Below are 26,551 nucleotides of genomic sequence, written 5' to 3'. Positions count from 1 at the left end.
CAAGATATAATTTTGGATTGACCATGTCTTTATCACCCAATGTAAGCCCATTTTCTCCTGCCCCCATATTGACCGAACAACAAATCGCCATCTTGGCAAATGTTCGCATGCCTGATGACTGGAAGTACGCACTGGCACACGAGCTGACTTCCACCAATATGGATAAATTACGCACATTTTTACGTGAGCAATATGCCAATGGCATCATCGTCTATCCCCCTGCCAGCCAAATGTTTAAAGCGTTTGATTTAACCCCCCTATCACAAGTCAAAGTGGTGATACTAGGACAAGACCCCTATCATGGGGCAGGACAAGCCATGGGGTTGGCATTTTCAGTACCCAAATCCATACCCAAACCACCATCGCTAAACAACATCTTAAAAGAGATGGGCGATGACATTCAGATTAATTACCCACGGCATGGCGATTTGACCCATTGGGCAACCCAAGGCGTGCTATTGCTCAACACATCTTTAAGCGTGGCAGAAGGGCAAGCAGGTAGCCATCAGGGGCAAGGTTGGGAAGTGTTTACCGATGCGGTGATTGAGGCGGTCAATCACCACACAGAGCATACAGTATTCATTTTATGGGGTTCAAAAGCCAAGCAAAAAGGCAAATACATAGATACGAACAGACATTTGATATTAACCGCCAATCACCCATCGCCCTTATCTGCCAATCGTGGCGGTTTTTTTGGCACTCGTCCTTTCTCCCAAACCAATACTTATTTAAAAAGACATGGCAAAACTCCCATTAATTGGCAACTGCCAGAATGACCAAAATGATGCGATGAACTCAAACCATCTATATTGGCATCAACAAGATGACAATCATCATGCCTTGGCATTAAACGCACAAAAATGGTGGCTGCCCATTGATTATCAGTTTATGACATTGGCAATACAACAAGCCGAACTGGCTGCCAATCATGCAGAAGTGCCTGTTGGGGCAGTTTTGGTTCGTCAAGGCAAGGTGCTTGCCAGTGGTCATAATTGTCCCATTGGTTGTGCTGACCCCACAGCTCATGCTGAGATTGTTGCTCTTCGACAAGCATGTCGCTTCATTAACAACTATCGCCTACCACCTGGTACCACTTTATATGTTACTTTAGAGCCATGTACCATGTGCGTGGGTGCATTGATTCATGCTCGCCTATCTCGTCTGGTGTTTGCTACCTTCGAGCCACGCTCTGGCATGCTTGGCAGTCAGCTTAATTTGGCACAATTGACCTGTTATAACCACCGCATCAGCGTACAAAATGGACTGATGCAAAGCCAAAGTCGTGATTTATTAAAACACTTTTTTCATAAGCGACGATAAAAAACCGCCAGCCACCTTAACCTGCTCTTAGGCAATTGGGTTAAAACGACCGACTAAGCTCCAAATAAAAATTTTGTTTGTTATGGCTATAAAGTGCTGGCAAGTTACTGTTATTTTTACTGTAACGATAAGTCAGCTTTGGCGTTAATCCAAGCCAGCGAATGTCTTTGTGCCAAATGGAGGTTTGTAGGGTTAGGGTTTTATCTGTGCGATACACATCATTGGGATTGACCAGACGCAATAATTTACCATGATAACGCTCACGCTCAGCACTCACCCTACCTTGCACGGTCAGACCATTTGGTAATCTTTGCAACACCCCAAAATGTATCTTTGTGGCATGACTGCTTTTTGTTGCATCTTGCAGATGACTAAGCTGATACCCCACGCCCAAAGAATAACGACGATTTGGGCCATCTTGCAACAAAATGGTGTCATTCACATGATAACGCTTGCCATCATAACCTTGATAACGCTCGGCATAATTGCCTTTTTCCATGCGTACAAAAAACGCATTTTGCCATTTATCATTGATCCGATGATGGCTACCAAACGCCACGCCCTGACTGTCTTTTCTGGGGGATAACCTGCCATGCAGCTGCTGATTGGTGGCAAAAATACGCCCAACAAAAGGCACGACATCAACATAACCTTTTTGGTGGTCTTTTCTTAGCCCAGCATGAGCAAAAACCGCCAGTTCATTGTGGCTTTTGTCATCATAAAACTTACCATCAACATCTAGGGCTGTATAAATACTAATACCATGACTAAGTGGTGTGTATTTATTCACACCAAGCGATAAGGCAAGCCCATGAGCAGGTTTTGGTGCGTCTTTTTTAATGTTGGGCTGTGTGATGGTGGAGGCGGCATTGATATTGTCCAAATGCAGATAGTTGATGCCCAAATCCAAGCCCATTTTGTATTTTTTATGCAAATAGCGACTTTGCGACAGCACCCATCTTTGCTCTTTTTTGCTTAATTTTAAAAAGTGGGCATCGTCTTTGAGTTCATCTAGCACCATTTGGGCGTGTTTATCGTGCTTTTTGGTCAGCAGCAAAGAGACCATTTGTAATTTCACCGCCGTAAGCGTCGGCTCTTTGTTGCTCAAATCGGTCAGCAGATTTAATGCCAATTTGGTGTTGCCATCACTTAGGGCAAGTTTGCTTTGGGCAAATAACAACAAAACATCATCTTGATAATCATCAGGCAGGCGGTCATAAAATGGCAATAACAAGCGTAATGTTGCCACATCATCTTGCACAATCGCTTGATGAAAGACATGATAAAATGCCTCTGGCTGGGCAAGTAAAAAATTGACATCTACGGTCGGTGGGGCAGATTGGTTCTCATTGCTCTGATTGATGGGCAAGGCATTGATGGGTAAGGTATTGATGGGCAAGGTATTGATGGGCAAGGGGCTTTTATCACTCTTTAAGTCATCACTGATAAAACCATCGCCTAAGCCATCACCCAAACCATCTGGGCTATTCAAACTGTCCAAATCTTTACCCAAACTTTCATCTGATAAACCATCAGCAGATGGCAGCTCATGCGTGGGCATATGATGGCTGTGGGCATACACCTGTGCTGCTAATGTATCAACACAGAGCAATAACAGCAGCTGCTTTAAAAGTCTGTGCTTGACTTTTAAAGCAGGGTTGGTCTTTGATAAACAGGTCATATTAAAACTTCATTTCAAGACTGGCAAAGTAACTGCGACCTGGTGCAATGTAACGGGTTGATTGGGTACTGCTTGCAGCTTCGCTGGGCAGTTGGCGTGCCGCCTCCCATGTGGTGTAGCGGGTGTTTAACACATTGTTAATGCCAAGGCGGGCGGTGATGCTCTCAGTTGGGCTATAATAGCCTGTCATGTCTATTAAAGTATAGGCTTTGGGTATTGTGTGTGTTAAAGTTTGTGTTTCTCTTTTGCCATTTCGGATTCTAAGGGCACTAAGCTCATTTTCATCTTTTTGTTTACTGTGCGTTAAAGTTGTGCCAATGCCCCATACTTGACTGGGGTGGTCATAGTTTAGACCGACCACATAGCGTGCTGGGGTGATGGCGTCCCAAAAAGCAGGGCGAGCCTGATACCAACCATCGGCATCTTTGGGTGCAATGTAATCAAATTTCCCCAATTTGGTATGACCATAACCCAAGGTCATTTCAAGACCATCTGGCAGCTTTGATGTCATGGCATGCAAATCCAGTTTGCCTTTGACGCTCACCCCTTTGATGGTGGCATTGTATAAGTTGGCAAATACCTCATCACTGGTTTTGGGCGTGGGTGGATTGCCAACACATTCATTGGAATCCAAATGAGCCTTACAATAATCTTGCTGGGCTTTGGTTAGGTTCGGTATGGCTTTATCTAACATGTCCTTGTAACGGCTTTTGAACATGCTCATCTCAATATCCCCCCAAGGGTGCTGATAGCGAAAGCCATATTCGTTGGTATTTGAAGTTTCAGGTTTGACATCAACCGCTCGTTTGGGAAAAGACACATCAGGGTCGTTTTTATGCTGGGCGGCAGTGCTGTTATAGTTGTATAACTCATAAAAACTTGGCGTACGAAAGCCTTTGGCGGTTTTATACAACAGGCTAAAATCAGGTGTCAGATGAACCGCCGCCCCAAAATTATAGCTTTTGTTGGTGTAGGTTTTGTTGATGATGTTTGAATCGGTGCTGTGAATGCGTTGTTTGTCCAAGCGTCCACCAAAACTTAAATCCACATAATCATTTGGTGTATAAAGGTTGTTAATGCCCACATATTGGTTACTGCCATGAATGGGAGCGCGTTCACATTCATTGGCATTGCCACAGGCGTCTTTTTCTTCTAAGCGTCCAAGGCGATTTTTGACAATCCACGCTGCCCCTGATTGCTCAAATTTGGCTTGCTCTTGTGCTGTCAGCGTGCTTTTATCAATAATGGCATCGCCTTGGGTGGTGTCAATGATTGTGCGTCTGCGGTTGTTGGCACGAAATTGGCTTTTAACTTTATCTGCACCAGCCAACACCGTCAAATCGTGCTGACCTAACAGGTCAAAATTAAAATCAAGTTTGCCTGTTAAGCTGGTACGCCCTTCTTTATAACGGTAATTGTTTTGATATTCATAATGCCCAATTTCACTGATGCCACAATTTAAGTCCACCTTGGGATATTGGCTGCACGATTTTTTAATGTCATGGTTGATGATTTGGATATTTTGTTGATGTAGGTTTAATTTTGCTTGTTTAAACCATGGCGTGTCAGGCTTAAACTCAAAACCTAACCCATAGCGAGTTTTGCCATGCTCTTGGTTAAACACACTGCTTCTGGCATAAGCCAGTTTTGGAATGGGGGCATCATTAGCCCCTGGTCTAAATGATGCTTGTGATGCGTCATTGGCATTTAGATACTCTTGATAATCATCGCAAAGGACAATGGAGCCGCCATTGGCAGGCTTACCGTCATTGCCCAATCTTGCCCCATGATAACTACAATGACGCATATCACGAATGTTGTATGTTTGTTTGGTGTCTTCTAATAACAGTTTACTGACCAGATTTGGGGTGATTTTGATGTTAAGGCGTGCCAAATACGAGTCTGAACGATAGTCCATGGGGTCAGGTAACAACCGATAAGTGCCTGTATAATCTTTGGCAGAAACAACCTCATGGGGGTGCATGGACGCCAAATATTGTGCTTTTTCAGCATCATTTAACTCAGAAAAATTGCGATTGCCGATGCCATCTGGCAGGGCTTTGGTGTAGACATAAGGGTATTGTACGCAGTTTTTTGGGTCATCACTTGCCAAACAGCTTTCGGTGATGTAGCTTGTGCCTGCAAACAGTTCGTTAGGCTTTCTTAAATCATATTTTTGTTGCCATGCACCCAAGCGATATAGGCTTTGGTTGATGCCATTTAGGTCGCTGTGTGCTTTGTTTTCTTTGCCTTTACGGTAGGTATATTGTACCATCGCTTCCACACGCTCGGTTTTACCTGCCGCTGCCAGCGTCTGACTCAAATGGTCATTTTTGCTGTTATAAGTGGTTTTGCTTTGAGCACCAAGATTTTTACCAGATTTTAAGACATCGCCCACATCTTTGGTGTGAAACGCCACCGAACCGCCCAACGCACCAGAGCCTGCTTCTAGGGCATTACCACCTTTATTGATGGCAACGGCGGCAATGTTTTCAATCTCTATCTCATTCATCGCCCCAGAGCCTGCACCAGCTCGTTTGGTGGATTCATCTTTGTAAGATTGAATTTGGGCAATGCCATCTACGGTAATGCCCACTCGGTTTTTATCCACGCCATGAATGGCAAATCCACTACTGCCACCACGCCCCTGCTCAACCACACTCACCCCAGTTTCATAACGCACCAAATCACGAATGCCCTGCACTTGTTCTTTTGCCAGCGTTTCAGCGGTTTTGACCGTTTTACCAAGCCCTGTTACATCGGTGTCAAACCGAGAAACAGGGGCAGATGGGGCGGCGGTTACCGTGATGGCATCTAAATAGACGACAGGTGTTTTTGTGTCTTTGGTATCAGAGTTGGCATCTGTCTGAGTATTCTCTTGCGCCCAAACGGATAAGGGTAAAACTGCCACCCCAAATAACGCCGCTTTGATGGCAAGGTTTAAGCGGTGCGTGGTCATGGTATGGACTGATGGCGATGTGTGTGTGATAGATTTTGACATAAAAAATCCTAAACTTTATTTTCTATTTTCTGGCGATGTTTTATCAAGATATTAGCCCAAGGCAAATCTGGTGTATTTATCCAAGAATTCGCCCAAGGCATTGTTTTAAGGCATTGTTTTAAGACACCATTTCAAAGTGCTGTTTTAAGGCATTGCCAAGGGCGTCATCAACTGTTGGTCAAGCGACTAAACGACTAGCGATGATAAGGGGGGCGTTATTTGGTCTCTTTGACAGCCCCAAAGACAGCCCCTGCTTTTTCGGCGGTGTCATTGATGCCATCGCCTTTGTCATACTGTAACTGTCCTGCCAACTCTTCGCCATTTGTGCCAAAAAATTGCCCCTTGACATCAATGTCTTTGATGTTGTATAAAAATCCGCCACTGTTGTTATTGCCAATCTCATGGCGATAATCGGACACATCGGCTTTGGCGGTAAAGGCTGTGCCATCAATCTTGCCATCTTTGATGTTAAAAACAATGTCGCCATTATTGTCATTGAGATTGCCTGTCAGGCTGTTGGTGTCAAAGTTTACATCAAACTTAGCTTTATTTTTACCATCCAAGGAGAAGGTTTTTTCATAAGTAGGCTCGTTAATGGGCAAGTGCTTGTTGGCAAATTCAGGGCGAATATCACCTTTTTGATACACATTTTCTACGGCATCATCATCGGCGTCTGCATCATCATCTTGGAGGTCAGCAGATGCGACCAAATCATCGTCATCTTCTTCTGGGATAAATTCTTTGGTTAACAGATAACCTTGATGACCTTTTGCCTTGATGGTTTCTTCTTTATCGCTATAACCTTTGTCCTTTTTTTGAGTAAGATAGCCTGCCCAAAGACCGTTGTAGGTGAATTGACCTGCCTTGGGCAGCGTGGTGCTGGCATCGGCCCTACCGCCTTGCACAAAATAACTGCGTGTTGGGGTTTGGTTGGCATCGTTATACAGCGTCTCGCCAAAACTGATGTGCTGATAGCTTTTGGTACGAATGGCGGTATAAGGCTTGTCGCCTTTGGCTTCTTGTAACACGATGGTGGTAACTTGGTTGTCTTTATTTAGTTTGGCATCAGGGTATTTTTCTTTAATGGATTGGTTGGCTTTGACAGCATCAGCAGGGGCTAATTTATTAACACTGCTGGCTGATAGGTCATAATAGTTGCCATTAAAATAAAATTTATCATGTTGCCCAAAATAAGCTGGCACGACCTGAGTGCTTTTGCTGACTTTTTTGGTGAACTCTGCTTTTGGTTGACCCCAAGGATATTCATAATAACTATCATCACTGGGAGTAATTGAATATTCATCAATGTTATCATTTAACCCTTGACTGTTGATAATTCTGCCAATCGTTTCATTATCCACAAAACTGGTGCTGGGTTTTTCAAAGCCTGCACTAAAATACACCGTTTTTGTGGCGACAGGTTCAGCCGTTTTGTCTCGTTTGCCACCAAAGACCACATAAGATGCGTTGTCATTGGATAAAAATTTACCCGCCAGCTCATCGCCCGACTGACCATAAAACCCACCTTCTAGCGTATCTGAGTTGGGGTTTGGGTTGTTTGGGTTGGCAGCATCAGAGAACAGCTCTTTGATAAAAGGTGCGGTTTTTGTGTTCTCATTAACCAAAGATTTGGCCGTACCGACGAAGCGGTTGCCTTTGATTTTGGCATCAATTTGATACACATCGGTTTCATTGACTTTTTTGGTAGTGTCAAATTGGCTTTTGATATAGTTGCCTTGGGCAGTTTGCTGGTTGGGATTATCATAATAAGACAATTTGCCTGTTAATGAGTTTGTATCAAAATCCACCTGATAAGTGGCAGGCGTGTGCTTATATTGAAAGCCATTTAGATAAATGTGGGCGGCACTGACGACATCGCCCTCATTGGCTTTGCCACTGGCATTGAGATAGACCCCCACTCGATCATCTGATGCTGAAAGGGCGGGGCGTTTTTTGACATCACTTAGGTACAGCCAGTTGCCTGTGTAGTTAAATTTACCAGCACTGGGCAACTGGCTGCTGGCATTTTCTCCATGATAAAACAAAATGGGCATGGGTTTGGGAATGCGGTCTTGCTCATTTTGATTATCGGCATTTTTTTGGGTCAGGCTGCTGCCTTGTAGTTCAAGATACCCAAAACGGATATTTTCATAAGCATCGGCGGGCTTTTTGGCTTTGGCATTATCAGCTTGCTGATGATTGATGTGAGTGTTGTTGTTGGACGGTGTTGTTAAGTTGCCATAACCATACACTTTAATGGTGTTTATCTTTTGGGGGTCAAAACGATGGCGTTCACTGTCTAAGTGCAAATCAGACAATGCAGGGAATTTGTTAAAATACAAGGGTTTGATGTCATTGGCGGTGATGGGCTGACGCAAGTTTTTACCTGCTCCGATGCCATCAGGGCGATGGGCATTAATACCAACATATAATTTGCCTAACCACTGCTGTATCAAATCATTGCTATAATCTGGGTCATTTTTTGGGCTGGTATCACGAATCTTACCCATCACAAAAAACCCTGCGGCAGCGGCGGTCTTTTGTGATTGTGTCAGTTGGTTGTTATCGCCATTTGGGTCAGTTGTGCTGGTGTTGTTATCCGTGTTGTTGCCCTGATTGTTGGCGTTGTTGGCATTATTGGTGTTGTCATGACCTGTATTCGGTGTTGGTAAAACTGTGCCTTGGGGCAGTTGGGTAATATTGGGTGCATTGGCACTGATGTCATCAGAACGGCAGCCTGTTATTACCACGGCAGCAAAAATACTGGCGATGGCAAGGCTAAGGGTGCGTTTTTGGTAGAAAATATGGGGGGCTTTGACAGTACTCATGGTGGTGTCCTTACTAGAATGTAAACCAAACAAACCCTTGCTAAATAAGCAATAAAGTCTCTTAACGATAGTAAATGATAATTGTTATCAGATAATAACATAAAACATAACAAATTTAGCAAGTTATTTTCTAAATTTTATCTGATATGCTAAAAACTGCTTCAAAAAATTTACTACAGAGTAACCCTTTTTCCTAACTTATCGCCCTAACACAAGTTTACACACATTTCTACCGTACTAATTTTTATCGAACCATTTGGTTTTTAGGTTTACCCTTTTTTAGGTTTACCCTATTGAACTGCCAAGGTGGTTTTTGCTATCATATTAGGTTAAAGTACAATTTTACTTTATTGACAATTTGCCAACCACCACTACTTTAAGAACTCATGCCCAAAACCCATCAAAGCTTATCCGCTACTTCCATCAAGACCACACAAATGACTTCACGTTTCCCTGTCATTACCATAGACGGACCAAGTGGCTCAGGTAAAGGCACGGTATCATGGCGACTTGCCAATACTTTAGGATACAATTTATTGGACTCTGGGGCATTGTATCGTATCATTGGGCTACAGGCTTGGCAGTCGGGTCTGTTACCCACGTCAACACAAGTTTTACAACATCATGATTCACATCATGGTCAGTTAGATGAAAATGCTTTAGAAGCATTAACCCAATCTTTACAAATCACCATGACCCCCAACCAAACCACTCAACAAGTGGACATTTATGTCAATGGTGAGCTGATGGGTACAGACATTCGTAATGAAACGGTTGGCAGTTATGCGTCTCAAGTGGCAGTACTGCCAAAGGTGCGAACTGCCCTACTGGATTTACAAAGAAACATGGCGTTGCACGCTGGGGTTGTTGCTGATGGACGAGACATGGGAACGGTGGTATTCCCTAACGCAGATGTCAAGGTATATTTGACCGCATCGGCACAATCACGAGCCTGTCGGCGAGTCAAGCAACTTATCATGCAAGGCAGTATTCATCCACAAGATGAAGTTGGCATATACACACAGACATTACAAGACATTCAAGCACGTGATGACCGAGACGAAAGTCGCCGTGTTGCCCCCAGTCGACCTGCTGATGATGCGTTGTTACTTGACAGCTCACAGATGAATGCCGATGAGGTTTATGCTGTCATAAAACAGCATTGCCAAGCTAAGGGCATTTGTTTTTAACTTTGGACTTTTTAGATTTTAATTTTTTTAGATTTTAATTGATGTTTCTTTAATTGATGTTTCTTTAATTTTAATTGATGTTAAAAAACACATTTTAAATCGCTGTTTTTTTGCCAAAATAAGGATAAAACCAGCTTCTTTCTTATCTTGGCAATCACTTGAACCGTACTGTGCTGGACAGGCTACGGCCATATATAGGTATGAACAATGGAATCATTTGCTGAACTATTTGAAGCAAGCCTTGGTGAACAAGGCTTAGAGATTGAACGTGGTGCTGTGGTGACAGGGCACGTTGTGGCAATCGATGCAGACTGGATTACCGTGGACACGGGACTAAAATCAGAAGGTGTGGTTGCTCGCTCTGAGTTTGTCGATGAAGACGGTGAGCTTGAAGTAGAAGTTGGCAGCACGGTAGATGTGGTTGTCGAAGCCGTGGACAACGGTATGGGACAGACCTTATTGTCACGTGAAAAAGCAAAACGTGTGGAAACATGGCATGCTTTGGAAGAATTATTTGAAAATGACGAAATTGTCAAAGGCACAATTTCTAATAAAGTTAAAGGCGGTTTTACCGTTGACATTGGCTCAGTCAGAGCGTTCTTACCAGGTTCATTGGTTGATGTACGCCCCATTCGTGACACCACTCACCTTGAAGGCAAAGAGTTAGAATTCAAAGTCATCAAACTTGACCAAAAACGCAACAACGTGGTGGTCAGTCGCCGTGCGGTCATGGAAGCTGAAAACTCAGCTGAACGTGAAGAATTGCTCAACAAACTTGAAGAAGGCATGGAAATTGACGGCATCGTCAAAAACTTAACCGACTACGGTGCGTTTGTTGATTTGGGTGGTATTGACGGTTTATTACACATCACGGACATGGCATGGAGACGCATCAAGCACCCTTCTGAAGTGGTTGAAGTGGGTCAAGACCTAAAAGTTAAAATATTGAAGTTTGACCGTGAGCGTAATCGTGTCAGCCTAGGTCTAAAACAACTGGGTACTGACCCATGGGACAACCTAAGCGAAACTTATCCCATCGGCACCATCACCCCTGCTCGTGTTACCAACTTGACCGACTATGGCTGTTTTGCTGAAATTGCTGATGGCATAGAAGGTTTGGTACACGTCTCAGAAATGGACCACACCAACAAAAACGTGCATCCTTCAAAAATCGTCCAAGTGGGTGATGAAGTCAACGTCATGGTACTTGACATTGATGAGGAGCGTCGCCGTATCAGCTTAGGCATCAAACAAACCTTACCCAACCCTTGGGAAGAGTTTGATAAAAAATATCAACGTGGTGATAAACTGACTGGCTCAATCAAGTCAATCACTGACTTTGGCTTATTCGTTGGCCTAGAAGGTGGCATTGATGGTTTGGTACACTTATCAGACATCTCTTGGAACGAGTCAGGCGAAGAAGCCATTCGCAACTACAACAAAGGCGATGAAGTCGAAACCATGGTATTATCCGTCGATGCTGAAGGCAACCGCATCAGCTTGGGCATCAAACAGCTAAGCTCAGATCCCTTTATGGAATATTGTGCTGTCAATGACCGTGGTGCGATTGTCAAAGGCAACGTTAAAGAAGTCGATGCCAAAGGTGCAGTCATTCAGCTTGCCGATGATGTAGAAGGTTACTTACGTGCCTCTGAAATCAACCGTGACCGTGTGGAAGATGCTACCAAACATCTAAACGTCGGTGATGAAGTTGAAACCAAAATCATCAGCATGGATCGCAAAACTCGCAACATCAGTTTATCCATTAAAGCCAAAGATGAAGCTGAAGAACGTCAAGCCATCAAAGAGCTGAGCAACACTCAAGACACTCAACCAAAAACGCTTGGTGATCTCATCAAAGAGAAAATGGATGACTAATGTGTCATTACTGTTGATTTGATTACTCATCGATATGATGTGTAAAAAGAGCGGTCGATTGACTGCTCTTTTTTTATGACATTTTAATTAACTTAATTAACCAAAGAATAAGGAATGTTTATGAAACCATCTTGCTTATCTGTCATTGCCATGCTGGCCATCACCTTATTGACCGCTTGTGCTTCAACATCACCAAGCTCATCAAATTTAGGTGGCGTTAATGGCACTCATGTTATCCACACCAGCAAACATCTTGGCATGTCAGTGTTGAAAACAGCGGTGAATCAGTATTGTTTGTCAGAAATTAAAAACAACACGTATTACCAAACCGCCAGCCTTGTGTTGAGCAAACAACAACAAAATCAAGTTGCCAGCAGTGTCTGTCATTGCGTTACCGAACAAGCCCCACAACAAATCACCGTGGCTGATGCGACCCATGCTGCATTAGATGCCAATTACCGCAGTAAATTGGTTACTCGGGTGGTGCTAAAGTCACTACAGACGTGTGCGATAAATTTTGTGAAGCGTTGATGACGGGCATCAACACCAGCATCAATTGACACCAGTAAAGACGTCAATAAGGCCATCTCATTTGACCAATGATAACACCGCTTCGGTCAAGGCAAATTGACGGATATCGGTCAACATGGTGGTATCAAAGTTATGCACATAGACCATTGACAGATGTCGACTTGGATCACACCACGCCACCGAACCATTATAGCCCATGTGCCCAAACCCATGCGTTACGTCATGGCAGACGCTAAAAATCCGATGATATCCTAATCGCCATGCCATGTTAGCTGGCATCACCGCATCATGATTTTTTGGGGCAGCAAGGTTTTTTTGGACAGCAAGGTTTGAGGTTGATTGCTGTGTTGCTATTGTGGACAGCTGTTCAAATGTTTGTTTATCAATCAGCATGTTGCCTTGATGATAACCACCACTTGCCAGCATGTCATAGATGGCAGCCAAGGCATTGGCAGAAGCCACACAGTTAGCTGCAGGGATTTTACTCGTCAACACGTCTTGTTGATGATAATTAATTGCCACTTTTCGCTCAGGTGTCATGGCAGTTTTATAATGCTCGATTGACATGTTTTTGCCATTAAAATACAACCCATTGATGCTTGCGGTATTCACTTCTTGCTGATGAGTGTTGATAAGAGCTTGCCAACAATCATGGCTTGGCAAGCTTTGGTAAATTGCCAAAATCTCTGGCGTGTCTTGTCTATATGTTGGCTTATGATGGCGACTTTGTTGACCATCGGTTTTGTGATTGGTCTGTTTGTCGCCATCGTCCTTGCCGTCAGTAAAATACGCTTGTGGCACTGCCATGGTATTTATCAAGGACTGGGGCAATTCAAAAAAGATTGACCCTTTGATTCCTAAGGGCTTAGCCAAATAAGTGTCTAACGCTTTTTGTAATGACAAATGTGTGACCTTTTCAACCAAGCCACCCAACACCCAGCCACTGACCAACGCACTATAGGCACTCAGATAGCCCACATGTCCTTTTGTTGGCATTTGTTCGACTTTTTTTAGCATTTGTTGCCAATCAAGCAGTTCAACATTAGAGCTGGCAATGTCAGTAATGGCAAATAATCCCGCTTGATGCGTCAGCACAGCACGCAAGGTAATATCCGCTTTACCATTGGTTGCAAATTCTGACCAATAATGCCCAATGGGTTTATCGTAAGCCAACAGCCCTTTTGACACCAACATATGAATGAGCGTTACCAATACGCCTTTACCCGTTGAGTAATTTAAACAAAGCGTGTCAGCCGTCCAAGGTAGCAAGTTACCATCTATGATATTGGCTGTCCCCATTGATGTGTTTAGCACACAATGACCTTGGTGATGCACCACAAAACTGCCACCCAACGGAGCAAATGGCCGTTGTATGTCGGTAAAGATTTTTTCCAGATTATGAATGACGCTGTCAGTGGGCATGGCAGTAACAACTTATCCAAAGGCTTGTCTATCCAAAAAACTGCATAAACAAGATTAAAATTGAGTGGCTGTCAGATTTATTTGACTGATGTCACTGGGGTAATTATTCCAGATAAATGTGGTCTACTATTTTTGGCACTGTATAGAGCAAACTGCCTTGTTTTATCTTGACTTGTTTTATCCTGATTTTGACTTGTGTTTGACTTTTGGGTTACCAATTCAACTTCAGCAGGCAATAAGATGGGCAATTTAAATGACACGTCCACGCTATAGGCAGTCGGTAAATCATTGATTTGTGCCAAACATTTGGCTTTTGACCACATGCCATGAGCAATGGCTTTAGGAAACCCAAAGGCTTTAGCAGATAAGGGGTGAATGTGAATTAGGTTAAAATCCCCTGACACAAAGGCATAACGGCGACCGATGTCTTCTGGCACTTCAAAGATTCTCACCACCGCATCATCACGATTTAGGCTGTCTGTGTTGGTTTTTTTATCGCTTGGTTTTTTTGTTTTATTGTTGGCTTTTGAGCGTGAAAGATAGGTGGAGACGCCTTCCCATATCAGCTCATCGTCTTTACTGACTTTGGTAATAAAGTCGAACTGCTGACCTTTATCATGGTCTTGCAGGTTATCAAGCTCAACACTTAGACTCACCACTTCATCATCACCAATAGGGCGATATTGAGTCACTTTATTTTCGACATGCACCAGCCCAAGCATGGCAAAGGGGAAAGCTTCTTTTGCCATCATGTTCATCTGCAATGCTTGTGATAACACCGCATAGTAGGTGATTGGCACATTACCTGTGTTATAAAACCCACAAATTTTGCGATAATCATCAAGATTGTCTTTATCCAAGCTTAAGCCATCTACTTGATAACGGATTTTGGGTAACTGGTCTTTGCTGACTTTGGGTTTGTCTCCAACAGGCAACAGGCTTTTGATGATGTTGGCGTAGGTGGTATGTACTTTGGGTAATTCTTTAAAAATTTTGTTGTTAACTTTATTGTTGTTAACCTTGTTATCTGATTGTGAAGACATAAAATCATCCTTTAAGAACACAACTGTAAACTCATATGATACCGTAAATAGGCATGTTGTCCAATAAGTGAAAGACCATTAACCGCTGGATTAATGGTCTTAGTCATCATTTGTTACAATTTGGCTTATGCTCCAAGTAAGCTTTGCCCACACACACGCACGGTATTGCCATTAATACCACCTGAGGCAGGAGAGGCCAACCACGCAATCGCCTCTGCCACGTCCACAGGCAAACCGCCTTGACTCATTGAATTCATACGACGACCTGCTTCACGAATGGCAAAGGGAATGGCGGCGGTCATTTGCGTTTCGATAAACCCTGGTGCAACTGCATTAATGGTCATGCCTTTGCCATTGGCTTGCAACTGGTTGGCGGTGGCATTCACCAAACCGATGACCCCTGCTTTTGAGGTGGCATAGTTGGTTTGTCCCAAGTTACCTGCAATGCCAGAAATAGATGACACACACACAATGCGAGCGTTGTCATTTAAGGCATCATTTGCTAACAGATGGTCGTTAATTTTGGCAATGCTGGCAAGGTTGATGTTAATGACCATGTTCCATTTTTGTTCATCCATATTGGCAAGTGTTTTATCACGAGTTACCCCAGCATTATGAATGATGGCATCAAGTCCGCCACGTTTGGCAGCAGCGTTGGCAATTTTTTCACCTGCGTCATCGGCGGTGATGTCAAGCAACAGTGTAGAGCCACTGATTTGCCCTGCCACTTTTTGTAACTCTGACTGCTGTTGTGGCACATCTAAGCAAATGACATGAGCCCCATCACGAGCCAATACTCGAGCAATGGACTCGCCAATGCCACGGCTTGCCCCTGTAACCAGCATGGTTTTACCTGCCAATGGTTGTTGCCAATCAACGCTGACATGTTCTCCCTTGTTCACTTGTACCACTTGACCTGACACATAAGCTGAGCGAGCAGACATGAAAAAACGCAAGGTTGAATCTAAATGTTGTTCTTGTCCTTTTGCCACATAAATCAGTTGAGCGGTGATGCCTTTTTTAAACTCTTTTGCAATAGACTTCACAAAACCCACTAACGCTCGCTGAGCCAATGATGCTTGAATGTCATCAAGCTCTTCTGGTGGGCGACCCAATACAATCACTCGACCAGATTTGTCGATACGGCGAGCAATGGGGTGAAAAAATTCATAAATAGTGGTTAATTCATCAGCGTTATTGATATTTGTTGCATCGAACACAACGACTTTATATTTATCTTTGCCACCTGTGTCAGCCTTTGCATCTACGCTGGCATTGGCAAGAGCATCTTTGATGCCATCACTGGCGTTAACATACACATTGGCATGGACATCTGCCAAAATGCGAGCCACCGCATCACTTAGCGAGTGATCATCTCCTGCTGCTGAGCCCACCAGCACATCACCACGCACCACAGGCTTACCCATATCAAAGCGTTCCAATTCTACAGGTAATGGTAAGCCAAGGTTTTTTGCTAATTTTTTGCCAAGATTTGATTGTACAAATTCACCGTAACGGTCATTCATGATTCTATCCTTAATATAAAAACACATAAAAAACATCAAAACAAAAAATACACCTGCTTGTTAACGTATGTTTGTTAACATGGTAACTTATGATAAAATCAAAAGCAAAGTCATACAATAAAAGTTATACAATACACGCTGATTCATAAAACAATATTATCATCTTGTGCTTTATCATTTTGTATCATCTTATATTAACGTTTTGTAATCACGTTCGTTTAAACCCCCACTTAACTGACCCAACCAAAGGAATCCCCATGAGCAACAGCACCATCATCAATACCAAAGTTGTCAAACAAGTTACCGAAACTGACGATAACCAAGAACCTAACTCACCATCTTTACATGCTCAAGACACTCAAGATGAGCATGACACGAATGACCAATCAACGGTCAGCGAATCAACAGCAAGCAAAACACAAAGCAACATCACACAAAACAACACCAGCCTTGAACAGTTCGCCAACCAATCAAAACAACACAACGCTTTAGAACAGATGACGACTGCCCAACCACCAAATACAGAAGAAACACAAACAAGTACAGATGAAACAAAAACAGAAACTAAAGCTGTAGACACGGTCAATACAGCAGATGCGGCAGGCAAACACGACATCAAACATGACATCAAAGTCGCCATCTTGGGTGGCAACCGCATTCCTTTTGCACGCTCAAACAGTGTCTATGCCGATGCCAGCAACATCGACATGTTAACCGCCGCCTTAAATGGTTTGGTCGAACGCCATGACCTACAAGGCAAGCGTGTGGGTGAAGTGGTTGCAGGAGCGGTACTGAAGCTAAGCCGTGACTTAAATCTGACTCGTGAAGCGACATTAAATACCGCCTTAGACCCACAAACGCCTGCCTATGATGTCTCCCAAGCCTGTGGCACTGGATTGCAAGCCACCTTTGCAGCAGCTGACAAAATTGCCTTAGGCATCATCGACTCTGCCATTGTAGGCGGTGTCGACACCACATCAGATGCACCCATTGAACTGGGTGATGGTCTGCGTAAAGTACTTATCAAGCTTGGGGCAGCTCGCACCAACAAACAACGCTTGCAAGCCTTATTACAACTTGACCCTAAAGATCTCATCAACGCACCACGCAATGGCGAACCACGCACTGGACTGTCCATGGGTGAACATCAAGCCATCACTGCCTTAGAATGGGACATCAGCCGTGAAGCTCAAGACGAGTTGGCGGTTAATAGTCATAAAAACTTAGCAAGAGCCTATGAACAAGGCTTTATGGACGATTTAATCACCCCTTATAAAGGGTTGACTCGTGATAACAATTTACGTCCTGACTCAAGCCTTGAAAAACTGGCCAAGCTTAAGCCTGTCTTTGGCAAGAAAAACGCCAACCCAACCATGACCGCTGCCAACTCAACCCCATTGACTGACGGTGCGTCTTGTGTGCTATTAGGCACAGACGAATGGGCAGAAAAAAATGGCTTACGTCCCCTTGCCTACATCACCAATCACGAGACTGCTGCCGTTGATTTTATTGGTAAAACTGGCGTAACCGAAGGCTTGCTCATGGCACCTGCCTATGCTGTGCCTAGAATGCTTGAGCGTGCTGGTCTAAGCTTACAAGATTTTGATTTTTATGAAATTCATGAAGCCTTTGCTTCTCAAGTGTTATCCACCTTGGCAGCATGGGAAGACGACACATTTTGTCAACAGCGTTTGGGGCTAGAAAAAGCATTGGGCAGCATTGATAAAAGTAAACTCAATGTTAATGGCTCATCACTTGCTGCAGGACACCCATTTGCCGCAACAGGTGGGCGAATTTTAGCAACTGCTGCCAAGCTATTAGACCAAAAAGGCTCTGGGCGTGCGTTAATTTCTATCTGTGCCGCTGGCGGTCAAGGTGTTACCTGCATTTTAGAAAAATAAACGCCAGCATAACATGACACAAACACCATAATAAAAGCATAAAAGAGCTTATAAAAGCACAAAAGTGTTACACAAAATCCCTAGCCCTATGCTAGGGATTTTCATATCTTTCATATCTTTTGTATTGATGGCTCACATTTGTGTTAAAGTGATGGTGGGGTAGCAACAAGATAATCATAACACACATCAAGGAGAAACCCATCATGGCAAACATCACATCAGACATCACATCAGACATCACATCAGAGCCACATTCACTGACCGCACAAGAAAAAGACACCCTTATCGAACGCATGAACAAAGAAACTCATCACGATGAACTAAGACGCAAAATGCACCAAGACCTTATCGACTCGTATGATGAAGAATTAGAAAATGAACTGGATGATTATGTGCAAGATTATCGCTTTGATGGGCGAGAACTGACCGAAAGTGAAAAACTTGACCGCCGTACTTATTTTCAAGAGCTGATACGTCTGCAACGTGAACTCATCAAACTACAAGATTGGGTGGTGGAGACAGGCGAACGCATCGTGGTGTTGTTTGAGGGGCGTGATGCCGCTGGCAAAGGTGGCACAATCAAACGCATTACCCAACGACTAAATCCCCGTGTCTGCCGTGTGGCAGCCCTGCCCGCGCCAACCGAACGTGAACAGAGTCAATGGTACTTTCAACGCTATGTCGCACATCTGCCAGCGGCAGGTGAGATTGTGCTGTTTGACCGCAGTTGGTATAACCGTGCTGGGGTAGAAAGAGTCATGGGATTTTGTAGCGATGAGCAGTATGAGGAGTTTTTTCAATCTGTGCCTGAGTTTGAGCGTATGCTGGTACGTTCAGGCATTCGCTTGATTAAATATTGGTTTTCAATTACCGATGAAGAACAACACTCTCGCTTTATGAGTCGCATTCATGACCCACTAAAACAGTGGAAACTATCACCCATGGACCTAGAATCTCGCAGGCTTTGGGAAGATTATACCAAGGCCAAAGAAGTGATGTTTGAACGGACACATCTGCCTGAAGCCCCTTGGTGGGTGGTGGAAGGGGACGTAAAAAAACAAGCCAGACTCAACTGCATCTCACATTTGCTTGAGCAAATCCCCTATCATGACATTGAGCGAGAAGAAGTTACCTTACCTGAGCGTAACCGTGATGATGATTACTATCGTGAGCCAATACCCAGCGACATGTATGTGCCAAACCGTTATTAAGTCATGCTCAATCTTTGACACAATTTTAACAAAAAGGACTTTCACAAAGAAAACTTTCACAAAAAAGGACATGCCATGACATGTCTTTTTTTTATTTTTTTATTTTTTATGGTGTTGACATACTGTCTATGACATCAAAAAACAAGAACGCCCTGATTAGGTCGCCTGTGCTTACATCTCCACCTAAATCAAAGATTATGGGTGGAGAATTACGCACGATGGGTTAAATAGGCTCAATAGGCAGCTTGACAACATGTTAGGCAAACATGCTATACCTTCTTTACCAACACCGATCCCACTGAATAACCTGCCCCAAACGAACAAATCACCCCAATCTCACCACTGTCAAGCTTATGATGACGATGAAACGCAATCATAGGACTGGCAGAGCTGGTATTGGCAAATTCATCTATCACCAATGGGGCAATGTCTTTGTCGGCATCTTTACCCACCACCATGCGTAAAATCAAATCAATCATATTGGCATTGGCTTGATGCAACCACATTCTTTTAACATCTGTCGTGGCAATGCCATTGTCTTGTAACTGTTGACTAATCAGCTTGGCCACCTTAGGACAGACCTCCTTAAATACTTTTCGTCCATTTTGCATAAATAGCTTGTCAGTAACTGGTTCATGAATGTCATGATACAACTCAGTTTGTGCCGCCAAATATTCACTACGGTCTAAAAATCCATATTCATTTTTAATATTGACCGAAAATTCGGTAAATAAATCACTGTCTATAATTTCAAACGCACCATCAGTTGTTGGCGGTGTGTCAAACGCTTCGATGATGGTGGCGGTGGCGACATCACCAAAGATAAAATGACTGTCACGATTACGCCAATTAAGATGAGCAGAAGTGATTTCAATGTTTAAGACAGCAATTTTTTTGCCCAATCCTGCTTTGATTGAGCCAACTGCTTGAGCAATGCCAAAAGTGGCAGCACTGCATGCCACATTCATATCATAAGCAAATCCACCTTGCATGCCAATATAATGCTGAATTTCGATGGCGATGGCAGGATAGACACGCTGAAAGTTTGAACAAGCCACAATGATGCCATCAAGGTTATTGGCTTGTAGCCCCGCTGTTTGTAAAGCCTGATTGAGAGCCGATAGCCCCATTTCTGCCATGAGTGATGGCTCTTCACCTAGGGTGCGTTTGGGGATTTTTGGACTCATGACTTTTGGGTCTAAAATGCCTGATTTTTCCATGACATAGCGAGATTTGATGCCAGAGACTTTTTCAATAAATTCTGCTGATGATGGTTGCAACGCTTCACGCTCACCACGAGCGATGGCATCGGCATGGGCATCATTGTAATCACTGGCATATTGGTTATAACTGTCTACCAGCTCTTCATTACTGATGCGGTATGGGGGAGTATACAGTCCTGTGGCGGTGATGTACGGGGTCATGGCAGTTCCTATGATGACAATATACCAAATGGTTATGAATAATGAAAATGAATGGTTATGAATTTTTCAGTTTACGATTGTACAATTTTTTAATGTGTCTATTATGCCTTGTTCTCATTTTTTTTGCGAATAATTTGTTACAATCTCATTGCTTTTTTCAAAACCCCACGCCAATGGACACAACTTATGCCAAACACCATCTTACCAAACACCAACCTACAGCAAGTCCATGACCCCAATGTCATCAAAGTGGTGGTGATGGGGGTGGAAAGCACAGGCAAAACCACGCTATGTCAAGACTTAGCGACAGCGTATGGCAGTACATGGGTGGTTGAATACATGCGTCCGTATCTTAAACAAAAATGGCAAACACCTGAAGGCAGACTGGCAGGCATCGGTTATGATGACTTATTGCCCATTGCCAAAGGGCAAATCCATGCAGAAAATCAAGCCACCGCACAACTTGCCAAACAAGCAAGCCACAATAATAAAAACCATGCTGCTAAACTGCCGTTATTTTGCGACACGTGTCTGTTTGAGCTGATGGTATATGCCCATTGGTATCAAGGCAGATGCCCATCAAAACTCAAGCAGGCAGCATTGAGTCATCGCTATGACATGGTGTTGTTGACCAAGTTAGATGTGCCTTGGCAAGCCGATGGAATCAGAGACAGCCCTTATGAACGCAATGCCATTCATGACGTGTTTGTAACAGCACTGAACACATATGGCATTGATTATCGTATGATTGGTGGTAGTCGTGATGAGCGTGTTACTCAAGTAAAAAAATGGCTAAGCCATCAAGCATTGCTGGGAGTGTGCCAATTGTGCCAATAATGTTCCAACACCACTTTGGCAGCCTGATGCCGACTGTCTTGGCGTATTTTATCTGATAAGGCTTGTAGTGTCTTTTGTTGTTGTTGGTTAATGCTTGGGGTCAGTTGCCTATCAACAGCATCAGCGATGGCAGATGGTGTGGCAGCGTTTTGTATCAGCTCAGGTACGATGGGTTGATTTGCCAAAATGTTTGGCAACGCCACATAAGGCACTTTAATCAACCGTTTGGCCACGTGATAAGTTAAGGCATTTAGCTGATACACCACCACCATGGGGCGTTGAAGTAGCATGGCTTCAAAAGTGGCTGTGCCTGATGCCAACAGCACCACATCACAAGCCAACATCGCTTGGTGCGATAAATTTGGGTTGTGTGGGTCATGCAACACATGGCATGCTTGTTGCAATGAACCATCAGCCATCTGTTCATTAATCAGCTGATGAATCAGCTTGGCATGATGAGCGTTAATGGTGGGAATCAGCACGGTTAAATTAGGGCGTTGTTGTAATAACTGGCACACCGCTGTGAGCATTTTTGGCAAAATGGCGGTTATCTCCCCCACCCTAGAACCTGGCATCACGCATAAAATCGCCGATTGATGAGCGTCTTTGTTTGTCAGTGCCAATGGTTGGTTTAACTGCTTGTGGTTTAACTGCTTATCCAATTTGTATAAGCCATCAACTGCATATTCACGGTCAGCATCGGTATGTCTGGGTTTAATGTCATCAAGCAATGGATGCCCAACACACACCGCAGGGTGTTGATGACGCTGATACACGTCCAACTCAAATGGAAACAAGCACAACACCAAATCAGTGGCTTGTTTGATGCCTTTGATGCGACCTTCACGCCATGCCCACACCGATGGGCTGACATATTGCACACAAAATACGCCTTGCCCAGCTTTTATGCCTTTTAGATTTTGCCATTTGGCTTGAGATTTGAAGGGTAATTGAGACTTAAGTGCTTTGCCCAACCGCAAATTAAAATCAGGGGCATCGATGCCAATAAACACATCAATGTTGGCGTTGGCAAAAGCGGACAAAATGGTATTTTTGGCATGGATTAAGCTGGGTAAATGCTTAATGACCTCAACCAAACCCATGACCGACAATTCAGACAAATCAAACAGCGTTGACAGACCTTGAGCCTGCATGTGTTGACCGCCAACACCCACCCATTCAATATTAGGCTGGTAGCTCTGCATTTGTTGCATCAATACTGCCCCAAGCTTATCGCCTGACACTTCCCCTGCGACAATGCCAACAACCAATTTATTTTGCGACAACATGGCACAGTTATCCAAGTGATTGTTATCCAAGTGGTTACAGTTATCCAAGTGATTAAAGTCATCACAATGATTAAAATCAGTCATACAACTTGATGAATTAATTTGTGGAGAATGAGCTGACATAAGGCAATCATTTATGACAGCAATGACAAATCAGTATAACAAAAATTTGCCCCAACCATGTCTATTATTGTGATAAAAAACAGGGTTATTGCTTGCCATATCTGCAGACAGACTTCATAATAAAACGGATTAATCATAAAAATTAGCATTTGTCTATATATGGAAACCATAGGATATGGCAGCCATAAAAAGGACAGCAAGAACGGACCTCACACTGATGACTGACCAAACTGCCCATTCATATAATGCCCATTTACATAAAGAAATTAATGACGTGAATATCGAAGAATTTATCCCACTAATTACGCCAGCTCAACTAAAAGCTCACATTCCTTTGAGCCAAAAAGCGGCTGCCACGGTGAAAAAAGGTCGTGATACCATTAAGAACATTTTAGATGGCACAGACAAGCGACTGCTTATTGTGGTTGGTCCTTGTTCCATTCATGACATCAAATCCGCTCACGAATACGCTGATAGACTGGCAGAATTTGCCAAAGAAGTGCAAGACTCACTGTTCATTGTGATGCGAGTATATTTTGAAAAACCACGCACCACCACAGGCTGGAAAGGCTTGATTAACGACCCTGATTTAAATGACAGTTTTGACATCGAAAAAGGGCTTAAAATCGCAAGACAGCTGTTATTGGATTTGAACGAAAAAGGCTTACCCTGTGCCACCGAAGCCTTAGACCCCAATACCCCACAATACATACAAGACTTAATCAGTTGGTCTGCGATTGGGGCGCGCACCACCGAAAGCCAAACGCACCGTGAGATGAGTTCTGGTTTATCTTGTCCTGTTGGTTTTAAAAATGGTACAGATGGTGGCATGACCGTGGCAGTCAATGCCATGAAAGCGGTACAATTAGGGCATCACTTTTTAGGCTTATCGGCAGATGGTCAGGTGTGTATTATCCGCTCCAAAGGCAATCCATACGCCCATGTGGTGCTTAGAGGAGGCGATGGCAAGCCCAACTATGATGAAACAGCAGTCGCACAAGCTGAAAACGAGCTACAAAATAACCAAGTCAATGTCAAAATCATGATTGACGCAAGCCACGCCAACTCTGGCAAAGACCCTTATCTACAACCAATGGTCATTCAAAACATCGCCCAACAAATCCAAAATGGCAATCAGTCCATTATGGGCATGATGATTGAAAGTCATCTAAAAGGTGGACGGCAGAATTTGACCCAAGACTTATCTAAACTTGAGTACGGCAAATCCATTACCGATGGCTGTCTGGATTGGGACAGCACGGTGGCAGCATTGCGTAATTTGCGTCATGTCATTCAAGATGTGCGTTCAAACTGATTGCTAAGTTAAACTCATGGTTCAACAGCCAAAGGTATCACCATGCCAAAGACCTTAAATGTCTTACACACATCAGATTGGCATTTGGGCAGACGCTTGTATGGTCATGCCCGCTATGATGAGTTCACACAATTTTTGGATTGGTTATATGAATGCTTATGCATGCAAGCCATTGATGTGCTGATAGTTGCTGGCGATATTTTTGACACCATGACTCCAAGCAATAGGGCCCAACAACTGTATTATCAGTTTTTGGCACGCATCGCTCAAACTCAAGAGTGTCCTTGTCGTCATGTCGTCATTGTGGCAGGCAACCATGACTCACCGTCTTTGATTGATGCGCCAAAACATTTGTTAAAACAGCTTAACGTGCATGTCATCGGGTCAGCAACAGATGACATTGCTGATGAAGTCATCACCCTAACCGATGCCAATGGCAACCCACAAGCCATCATTATGGCAGTGCCTTATTTGCGAGACCGTGATGTGCGTGTCAGCTTTTCTGCCCAAAGTGGTGAAGACAAACACACCCAGCTTATCGCTGGCATTCAAGCCCATTATCAACACGCCCATAACATCGCCAAACAACGACTGGCACAATGCCAACAATCATACCCCAGCGACACACCACCCTTAATTGCCACAGGGCATCTGTACGCCAGTGGGGCAATCACCACCGCTGATGATGGCGTCAGAGAGCTGTACATCGGTACATTGGGTCATATCAACGCTGATATTTTTGATAAAGACATTGATTATGTGGCATTAGGTCATCTGCATGTGCCTCAAAAAGTTGGGGGACATGAACACATTCGTTATAGCGGCTCACCCATTCCCATGGGATTTGGTGAAGCCAAACAGTCTAAACAAGTGCTTAAAGTCAGCTTTACAGGGCAAAATCCTTGCATCACTGCCTTAGTCGTGCCAACTTTCCAACGTTTGACACAAATCAAAGGCAATTTGGCACACATAAAAACCGAACTCAAAAAGTTGGTTAAAGACAATCAGTCCATTTGGGTAGAAGTGGTTTATGATGGCTCGGACTCTGTGATACAGACCAACCTAAATCAACAGCTCAATGAACTGGTCGAAAACAGCAACATACAACTGCTAAAAATTTTCAATCAGCAATCATTTGACAAAATCTTACGTCAACAAGGTAAGCAAGCTGTACATTTGCATGAACTCGATGAAATAGAAGTGTTTGAACGCTGTTTACAAATAAATGCCATCAGCGATGCCGAACGACCTGCATTGATGAATTGTTATCAGCAGATTCTATATGAGATGCGTCATGAAGATGCTCAAGCAGAATAGCTAAATGAGAATGGCTAAATGAAAGTGGCTAAATATCAAGCCATGTTTGATTATCCTACTTGGCTTGTTGCTTGATTTGTTGCTTGATTTGTTGCTTGGTTTTATCACGCTGACGCCACTGCCAAGGTTCAATCGCCTTAGGGTCTGACCATAAACCTTTTTTAGCTTGTCTGGCAAAAAATTCAGCATTGGCATATGACAATTGGTCAGGCTGTGGTTGGCTTTTGATGTATCTTTTATAATGCCACGCCAAACCATCTTCTACTTGCTTTAAGTTACAATCAATATTATTCGCCAAAACTTTACCCAAAATCCTATTATATCTGTCTTTTTCTTGCCACTTTATCATAACATCAACATTGCTGACGCATTTTTTAAGATTGTCAGTACTTGCTTTGCCGTTAGGTTGCTTGCTTTCAGGAGCATCAATGCCCAACAGTCTTATTTTCTCACTTTTGCTGTTCTTAAGTAAGATTTCTATCGTATCCCCATCAATGACCTTTACTTTTGTGGCATGTAAGGTATTAAGTAAGATGCCATTTGTATTGTTTGTATTGTTTGTGTTGTTTGTGTTGTTTGATGACACAGTGGGGATAAAGTTTGAGTTTGGTGAGTTACCATTATCATTGCCACCACCACATGCCATTAAATGACCACTTAATAGGATTATTGCGAGCTTTTTTATCATCATGGATATTTACCTTAAAACATTTA

The 26,551-nt window shown here is 43.5% G+C and carries 19 protein-coding genes; 10 read left to right on the top strand and 9 right to left on the bottom strand.

What is annotated here, in order from left to right:
• Window positions 1–23: 23 nt before the first annotated feature.
• Together ung and tadA are read left to right on the top strand one after the other, a co-directional pair.
• Complete coding sequence (ung, locus tag B0682_RS01050) at window positions 24–776, top strand: uracil-DNA glycosylase (RefSeq protein WP_078306240.1); 753 nt, start codon at window positions 24–26, stop codon at window positions 774–776.
• 13 nt (window positions 777–789) lie between these two features.
• Window positions 790–1,320, top strand: coding sequence for a tRNA adenosine(34) deaminase TadA (tadA, locus tag B0682_RS01045; RefSeq protein ID WP_078306239.1), 531 nt, complete (start codon window positions 790–792; stop codon window positions 1,318–1,320).
• 40 nt (window positions 1,321–1,360) lie between these two features.
• Here the strand turns inward: tadA and B0682_RS01040 are convergent, their stop codons facing one another.
• The 3 genes from B0682_RS01040 to B0682_RS01030 all read right to left on the bottom strand — a co-directional run bounded on the left by B0682_RS01040 (window position 1,361) and on the right by B0682_RS01030 (window position 8,830).
• Entirely contained in the window at window positions 1,361–3,001 is a 1,641-nt protein-coding gene (locus B0682_RS01040; RefSeq protein ID WP_078306238.1) for a surface lipoprotein assembly modifier, read from the bottom strand.
• Between the two features lies 1 nt (window position 3,002).
• Window positions 3,003–6,002 (bottom strand): lactoferrin/transferrin family TonB-dependent receptor, encoded by a 3,000-nt coding sequence (locus tag B0682_RS01035; protein ID WP_078306237.1) that lies wholly within the window; start codon window positions 6,000–6,002, stop codon window positions 3,003–3,005.
• A 215-nt stretch (window positions 6,003–6,217) separates the two neighbouring features.
• Entirely contained in the window at window positions 6,218–8,830 is a 2,613-nt protein-coding gene (locus tag B0682_RS01030; RefSeq protein WP_078306236.1) for a transferrin-binding protein-like solute binding protein, read from the bottom strand.
• A 386-nt stretch (window positions 8,831–9,216) separates the two neighbouring features.
• Here B0682_RS01030 and cmk point away from each other — a divergent pair, with 386 nt between their 5' ends.
• The 3 genes from cmk to B0682_RS01015 all read left to right on the top strand — a co-directional run bounded on the left by cmk (window position 9,217) and on the right by B0682_RS01015 (window position 12,429).
• Entirely contained in the window at window positions 9,217–10,020 is an 804-nt protein-coding gene (gene cmk / locus B0682_RS01025; protein ID WP_078306235.1) for a (d)CMP kinase, read from the top strand.
• A gap of 207 nt (window positions 10,021–10,227) precedes the next feature.
• Entirely contained in the window at window positions 10,228–11,898 is a 1,671-nt protein-coding gene (gene rpsA / locus B0682_RS01020; RefSeq protein ID WP_078306234.1) for a 30S ribosomal protein S1, read from the top strand.
• Between the two features lie 120 nt (window positions 11,899–12,018).
• A complete protein-coding gene (locus tag B0682_RS01015; RefSeq protein WP_078306233.1) occupies window positions 12,019–12,429 on the top strand; it encodes a hypothetical protein in 411 nt (136 codons plus the stop codon).
• 57 nt (window positions 12,430–12,486) lie between these two features.
• Here B0682_RS01015 and B0682_RS01010 read toward each other — a convergent pair whose 3' ends face one another.
• The 3 genes from B0682_RS01010 to B0682_RS01000 all read right to left on the bottom strand — a co-directional run bounded on the left by B0682_RS01010 (window position 12,487) and on the right by B0682_RS01000 (window position 16,420).
• The gene (locus tag B0682_RS01010) at window positions 12,487–13,851 is read right to left on the bottom strand and encodes a serine hydrolase domain-containing protein (protein ID WP_078306232.1); all 1,365 of its coding nucleotides are present in this window, start codon (window positions 13,849–13,851) and stop codon (window positions 12,487–12,489) included.
• A gap of 77 nt (window positions 13,852–13,928) precedes the next feature.
• Complete coding sequence (locus tag B0682_RS01005) at window positions 13,929–14,894, bottom strand: MaoC/PaaZ C-terminal domain-containing protein (RefSeq protein WP_078306231.1); 966 nt, start codon at window positions 14,892–14,894, stop codon at window positions 13,929–13,931.
• A gap of 125 nt (window positions 14,895–15,019) precedes the next feature.
• Entirely contained in the window at window positions 15,020–16,420 is a 1,401-nt protein-coding gene (locus tag B0682_RS01000) for a 3-oxoacyl-ACP reductase (protein WP_078306230.1), read from the bottom strand.
• A 257-nt stretch (window positions 16,421–16,677) separates the two neighbouring features.
• Between B0682_RS01000 and B0682_RS00995 the strand changes: the two genes are divergently transcribed.
• Both B0682_RS00995 and ppk2 read left to right on the top strand, forming a co-directional pair.
• Entirely contained in the window at window positions 16,678–18,321 is a 1,644-nt protein-coding gene (locus B0682_RS00995; protein ID WP_078306229.1) for an acetyl-CoA C-acetyltransferase, read from the top strand.
• 203 nt (window positions 18,322–18,524) lie between these two features.
• Window positions 18,525–19,532 (top strand): polyphosphate kinase 2, encoded by a 1,008-nt coding sequence (gene ppk2 / locus B0682_RS00990; RefSeq protein ID WP_240494799.1) that lies wholly within the window; start codon window positions 18,525–18,527, stop codon window positions 19,530–19,532.
• A gap of 269 nt (window positions 19,533–19,801) precedes the next feature.
• On the opposite strand, the gene B0682_RS00985 is transcribed toward ppk2, so the two are convergent.
• Window positions 19,802–20,956: a beta-ketoacyl-ACP synthase III gene (locus B0682_RS00985; RefSeq protein WP_078306228.1), complete on the bottom strand. Its 1,155-nt coding sequence runs from the start codon at window positions 20,954–20,956 to the stop codon at window positions 19,802–19,804.
• A gap of 186 nt (window positions 20,957–21,142) precedes the next feature.
• On the opposite strand from B0682_RS00985, the gene B0682_RS00980 reads away from it, so the two are divergent.
• Window positions 21,143–21,793, top strand: a complete 651-nt coding sequence (locus B0682_RS00980; RefSeq protein ID WP_078306227.1) for an AAA family ATPase — start codon at window positions 21,143–21,145, stop codon at window positions 21,791–21,793.
• Here B0682_RS00980 and lpxB read toward each other — a convergent pair.
• The gene (gene lpxB, locus B0682_RS00975; RefSeq protein ID WP_240494798.1) at window positions 21,757–23,205 is read right to left on the bottom strand and encodes a lipid-A-disaccharide synthase; all 1,449 of its coding nucleotides are present in this window, start codon (window positions 23,203–23,205) and stop codon (window positions 21,757–21,759) included. The two genes, B0682_RS00980 and lpxB, sit on opposite strands and share 37 nt — an antisense overlap.
• Window positions 23,206–23,422: 217 nt before the next feature.
• Here lpxB and B0682_RS00970 point away from each other — a divergent pair, with 217 nt between their 5' ends.
• A complete protein-coding gene (locus B0682_RS00970) occupies window positions 23,423–24,520 on the top strand; it encodes a 3-deoxy-7-phosphoheptulonate synthase (RefSeq protein ID WP_078306226.1) in 1,098 nt (365 codons plus the stop codon).
• 42 nt (window positions 24,521–24,562) lie between these two features.
• Complete coding sequence (locus B0682_RS00965; protein ID WP_078306225.1) at window positions 24,563–25,837, top strand: exonuclease SbcCD subunit D C-terminal domain-containing protein; 1,275 nt, start codon at window positions 24,563–24,565, stop codon at window positions 25,835–25,837.
• Window positions 25,838–25,892: 55 nt separating this feature from the next.
• Here B0682_RS00965 and B0682_RS00960 read toward each other — a convergent pair whose 3' ends face one another.
• The gene (locus tag B0682_RS00960; RefSeq protein WP_143823214.1) at window positions 25,893–26,528 is read right to left on the bottom strand and encodes a thermonuclease family protein; all 636 of its coding nucleotides are present in this window, start codon (window positions 26,526–26,528) and stop codon (window positions 25,893–25,895) included.
• Between the last annotated feature and the right edge of the window lie 23 nt (window positions 26,529–26,551).

This window comes from Lwoffella lincolnii (genome assembly GCF_002014765.1).
Taxonomy (GTDB): Bacteria; Pseudomonadota; Gammaproteobacteria; order Pseudomonadales; family Moraxellaceae; genus Psychrobacter; species Psychrobacter lincolnii.
This window is presented reverse-complemented; position numbering and strand designations above follow the sequence as displayed.

What these genes read in the sequence shown, in the direction of transcription:
- ung (WP_078306240.1), top strand. Translation starts at nt 24, where the DNA reads ATGTCTTTATCACCCAATGTAAGCCCATTTTCTCCTGCCCCCATATTG.
- tadA (WP_078306239.1), top strand. Translation starts at nt 790, where the DNA reads ATGAACTCAAACCATCTATATTGGCATCAACAAGATGACAATCATCAT.
- B0682_RS01040 (WP_078306238.1), bottom strand. Translation starts at nt 3,001, where the DNA reads ATGACCTGTTTATCAAAGACCAACCCTGCTTTAAAAGTCAAGCACAGA.
- B0682_RS01035 (WP_078306237.1), bottom strand. Translation starts at nt 6,002, where the DNA reads ATGTCAAAATCTATCACACACACATCGCCATCAGTCCATACCATGACC.
- B0682_RS01030 (WP_078306236.1), bottom strand. Translation starts at nt 8,830, where the DNA reads ATGAGTACTGTCAAAGCCCCCCATATTTTCTACCAAAAACGCACCCTT.
- cmk (WP_078306235.1), top strand. Translation starts at nt 9,217, where the DNA reads ATGCCCAAAACCCATCAAAGCTTATCCGCTACTTCCATCAAGACCACA.
- rpsA (WP_078306234.1), top strand. Translation starts at nt 10,228, where the DNA reads ATGGAATCATTTGCTGAACTATTTGAAGCAAGCCTTGGTGAACAAGGC.
- B0682_RS01015 (WP_078306233.1), top strand. Translation starts at nt 12,019, where the DNA reads ATGAAACCATCTTGCTTATCTGTCATTGCCATGCTGGCCATCACCTTA.
- B0682_RS01010 (WP_078306232.1), bottom strand. Translation starts at nt 13,851, where the DNA reads ATGCCCACTGACAGCGTCATTCATAATCTGGAAAAAATCTTTACCGAC.
- B0682_RS01005 (WP_078306231.1), bottom strand. Translation starts at nt 14,894, where the DNA reads ATGTCTTCACAATCAGATAACAAGGTTAACAACAATAAAGTTAACAAC.
- B0682_RS01000 (WP_078306230.1), bottom strand. Translation starts at nt 16,420, where the DNA reads ATGAATGACCGTTACGGTGAATTTGTACAATCAAATCTTGGCAAAAAA.
- B0682_RS00995 (WP_078306229.1), top strand. Translation starts at nt 16,678, where the DNA reads ATGAGCAACAGCACCATCATCAATACCAAAGTTGTCAAACAAGTTACC.
- ppk2 (WP_240494799.1), top strand. Translation starts at nt 18,525, where the DNA reads ATGGCAAACATCACATCAGACATCACATCAGACATCACATCAGAGCCA.
- B0682_RS00985 (WP_078306228.1), bottom strand. Translation starts at nt 20,956, where the DNA reads ATGACCCCGTACATCACCGCCACAGGACTGTATACTCCCCCATACCGC.
- B0682_RS00980 (WP_078306227.1), top strand. Translation starts at nt 21,143, where the DNA reads ATGCCAAACACCATCTTACCAAACACCAACCTACAGCAAGTCCATGAC.
- lpxB (WP_240494798.1), bottom strand. Translation starts at nt 23,205, where the DNA reads ATGTCAGCTCATTCTCCACAAATTAATTCATCAAGTTGTATGACTGAT.
- B0682_RS00970 (WP_078306226.1), top strand. Translation starts at nt 23,423, where the DNA reads ATGACTGACCAAACTGCCCATTCATATAATGCCCATTTACATAAAGAA.
- B0682_RS00965 (WP_078306225.1), top strand. Translation starts at nt 24,563, where the DNA reads ATGCCAAAGACCTTAAATGTCTTACACACATCAGATTGGCATTTGGGC.
- B0682_RS00960 (WP_143823214.1), bottom strand. Translation starts at nt 26,528, where the DNA reads ATGATGATAAAAAAGCTCGCAATAATCCTATTAAGTGGTCATTTAATG.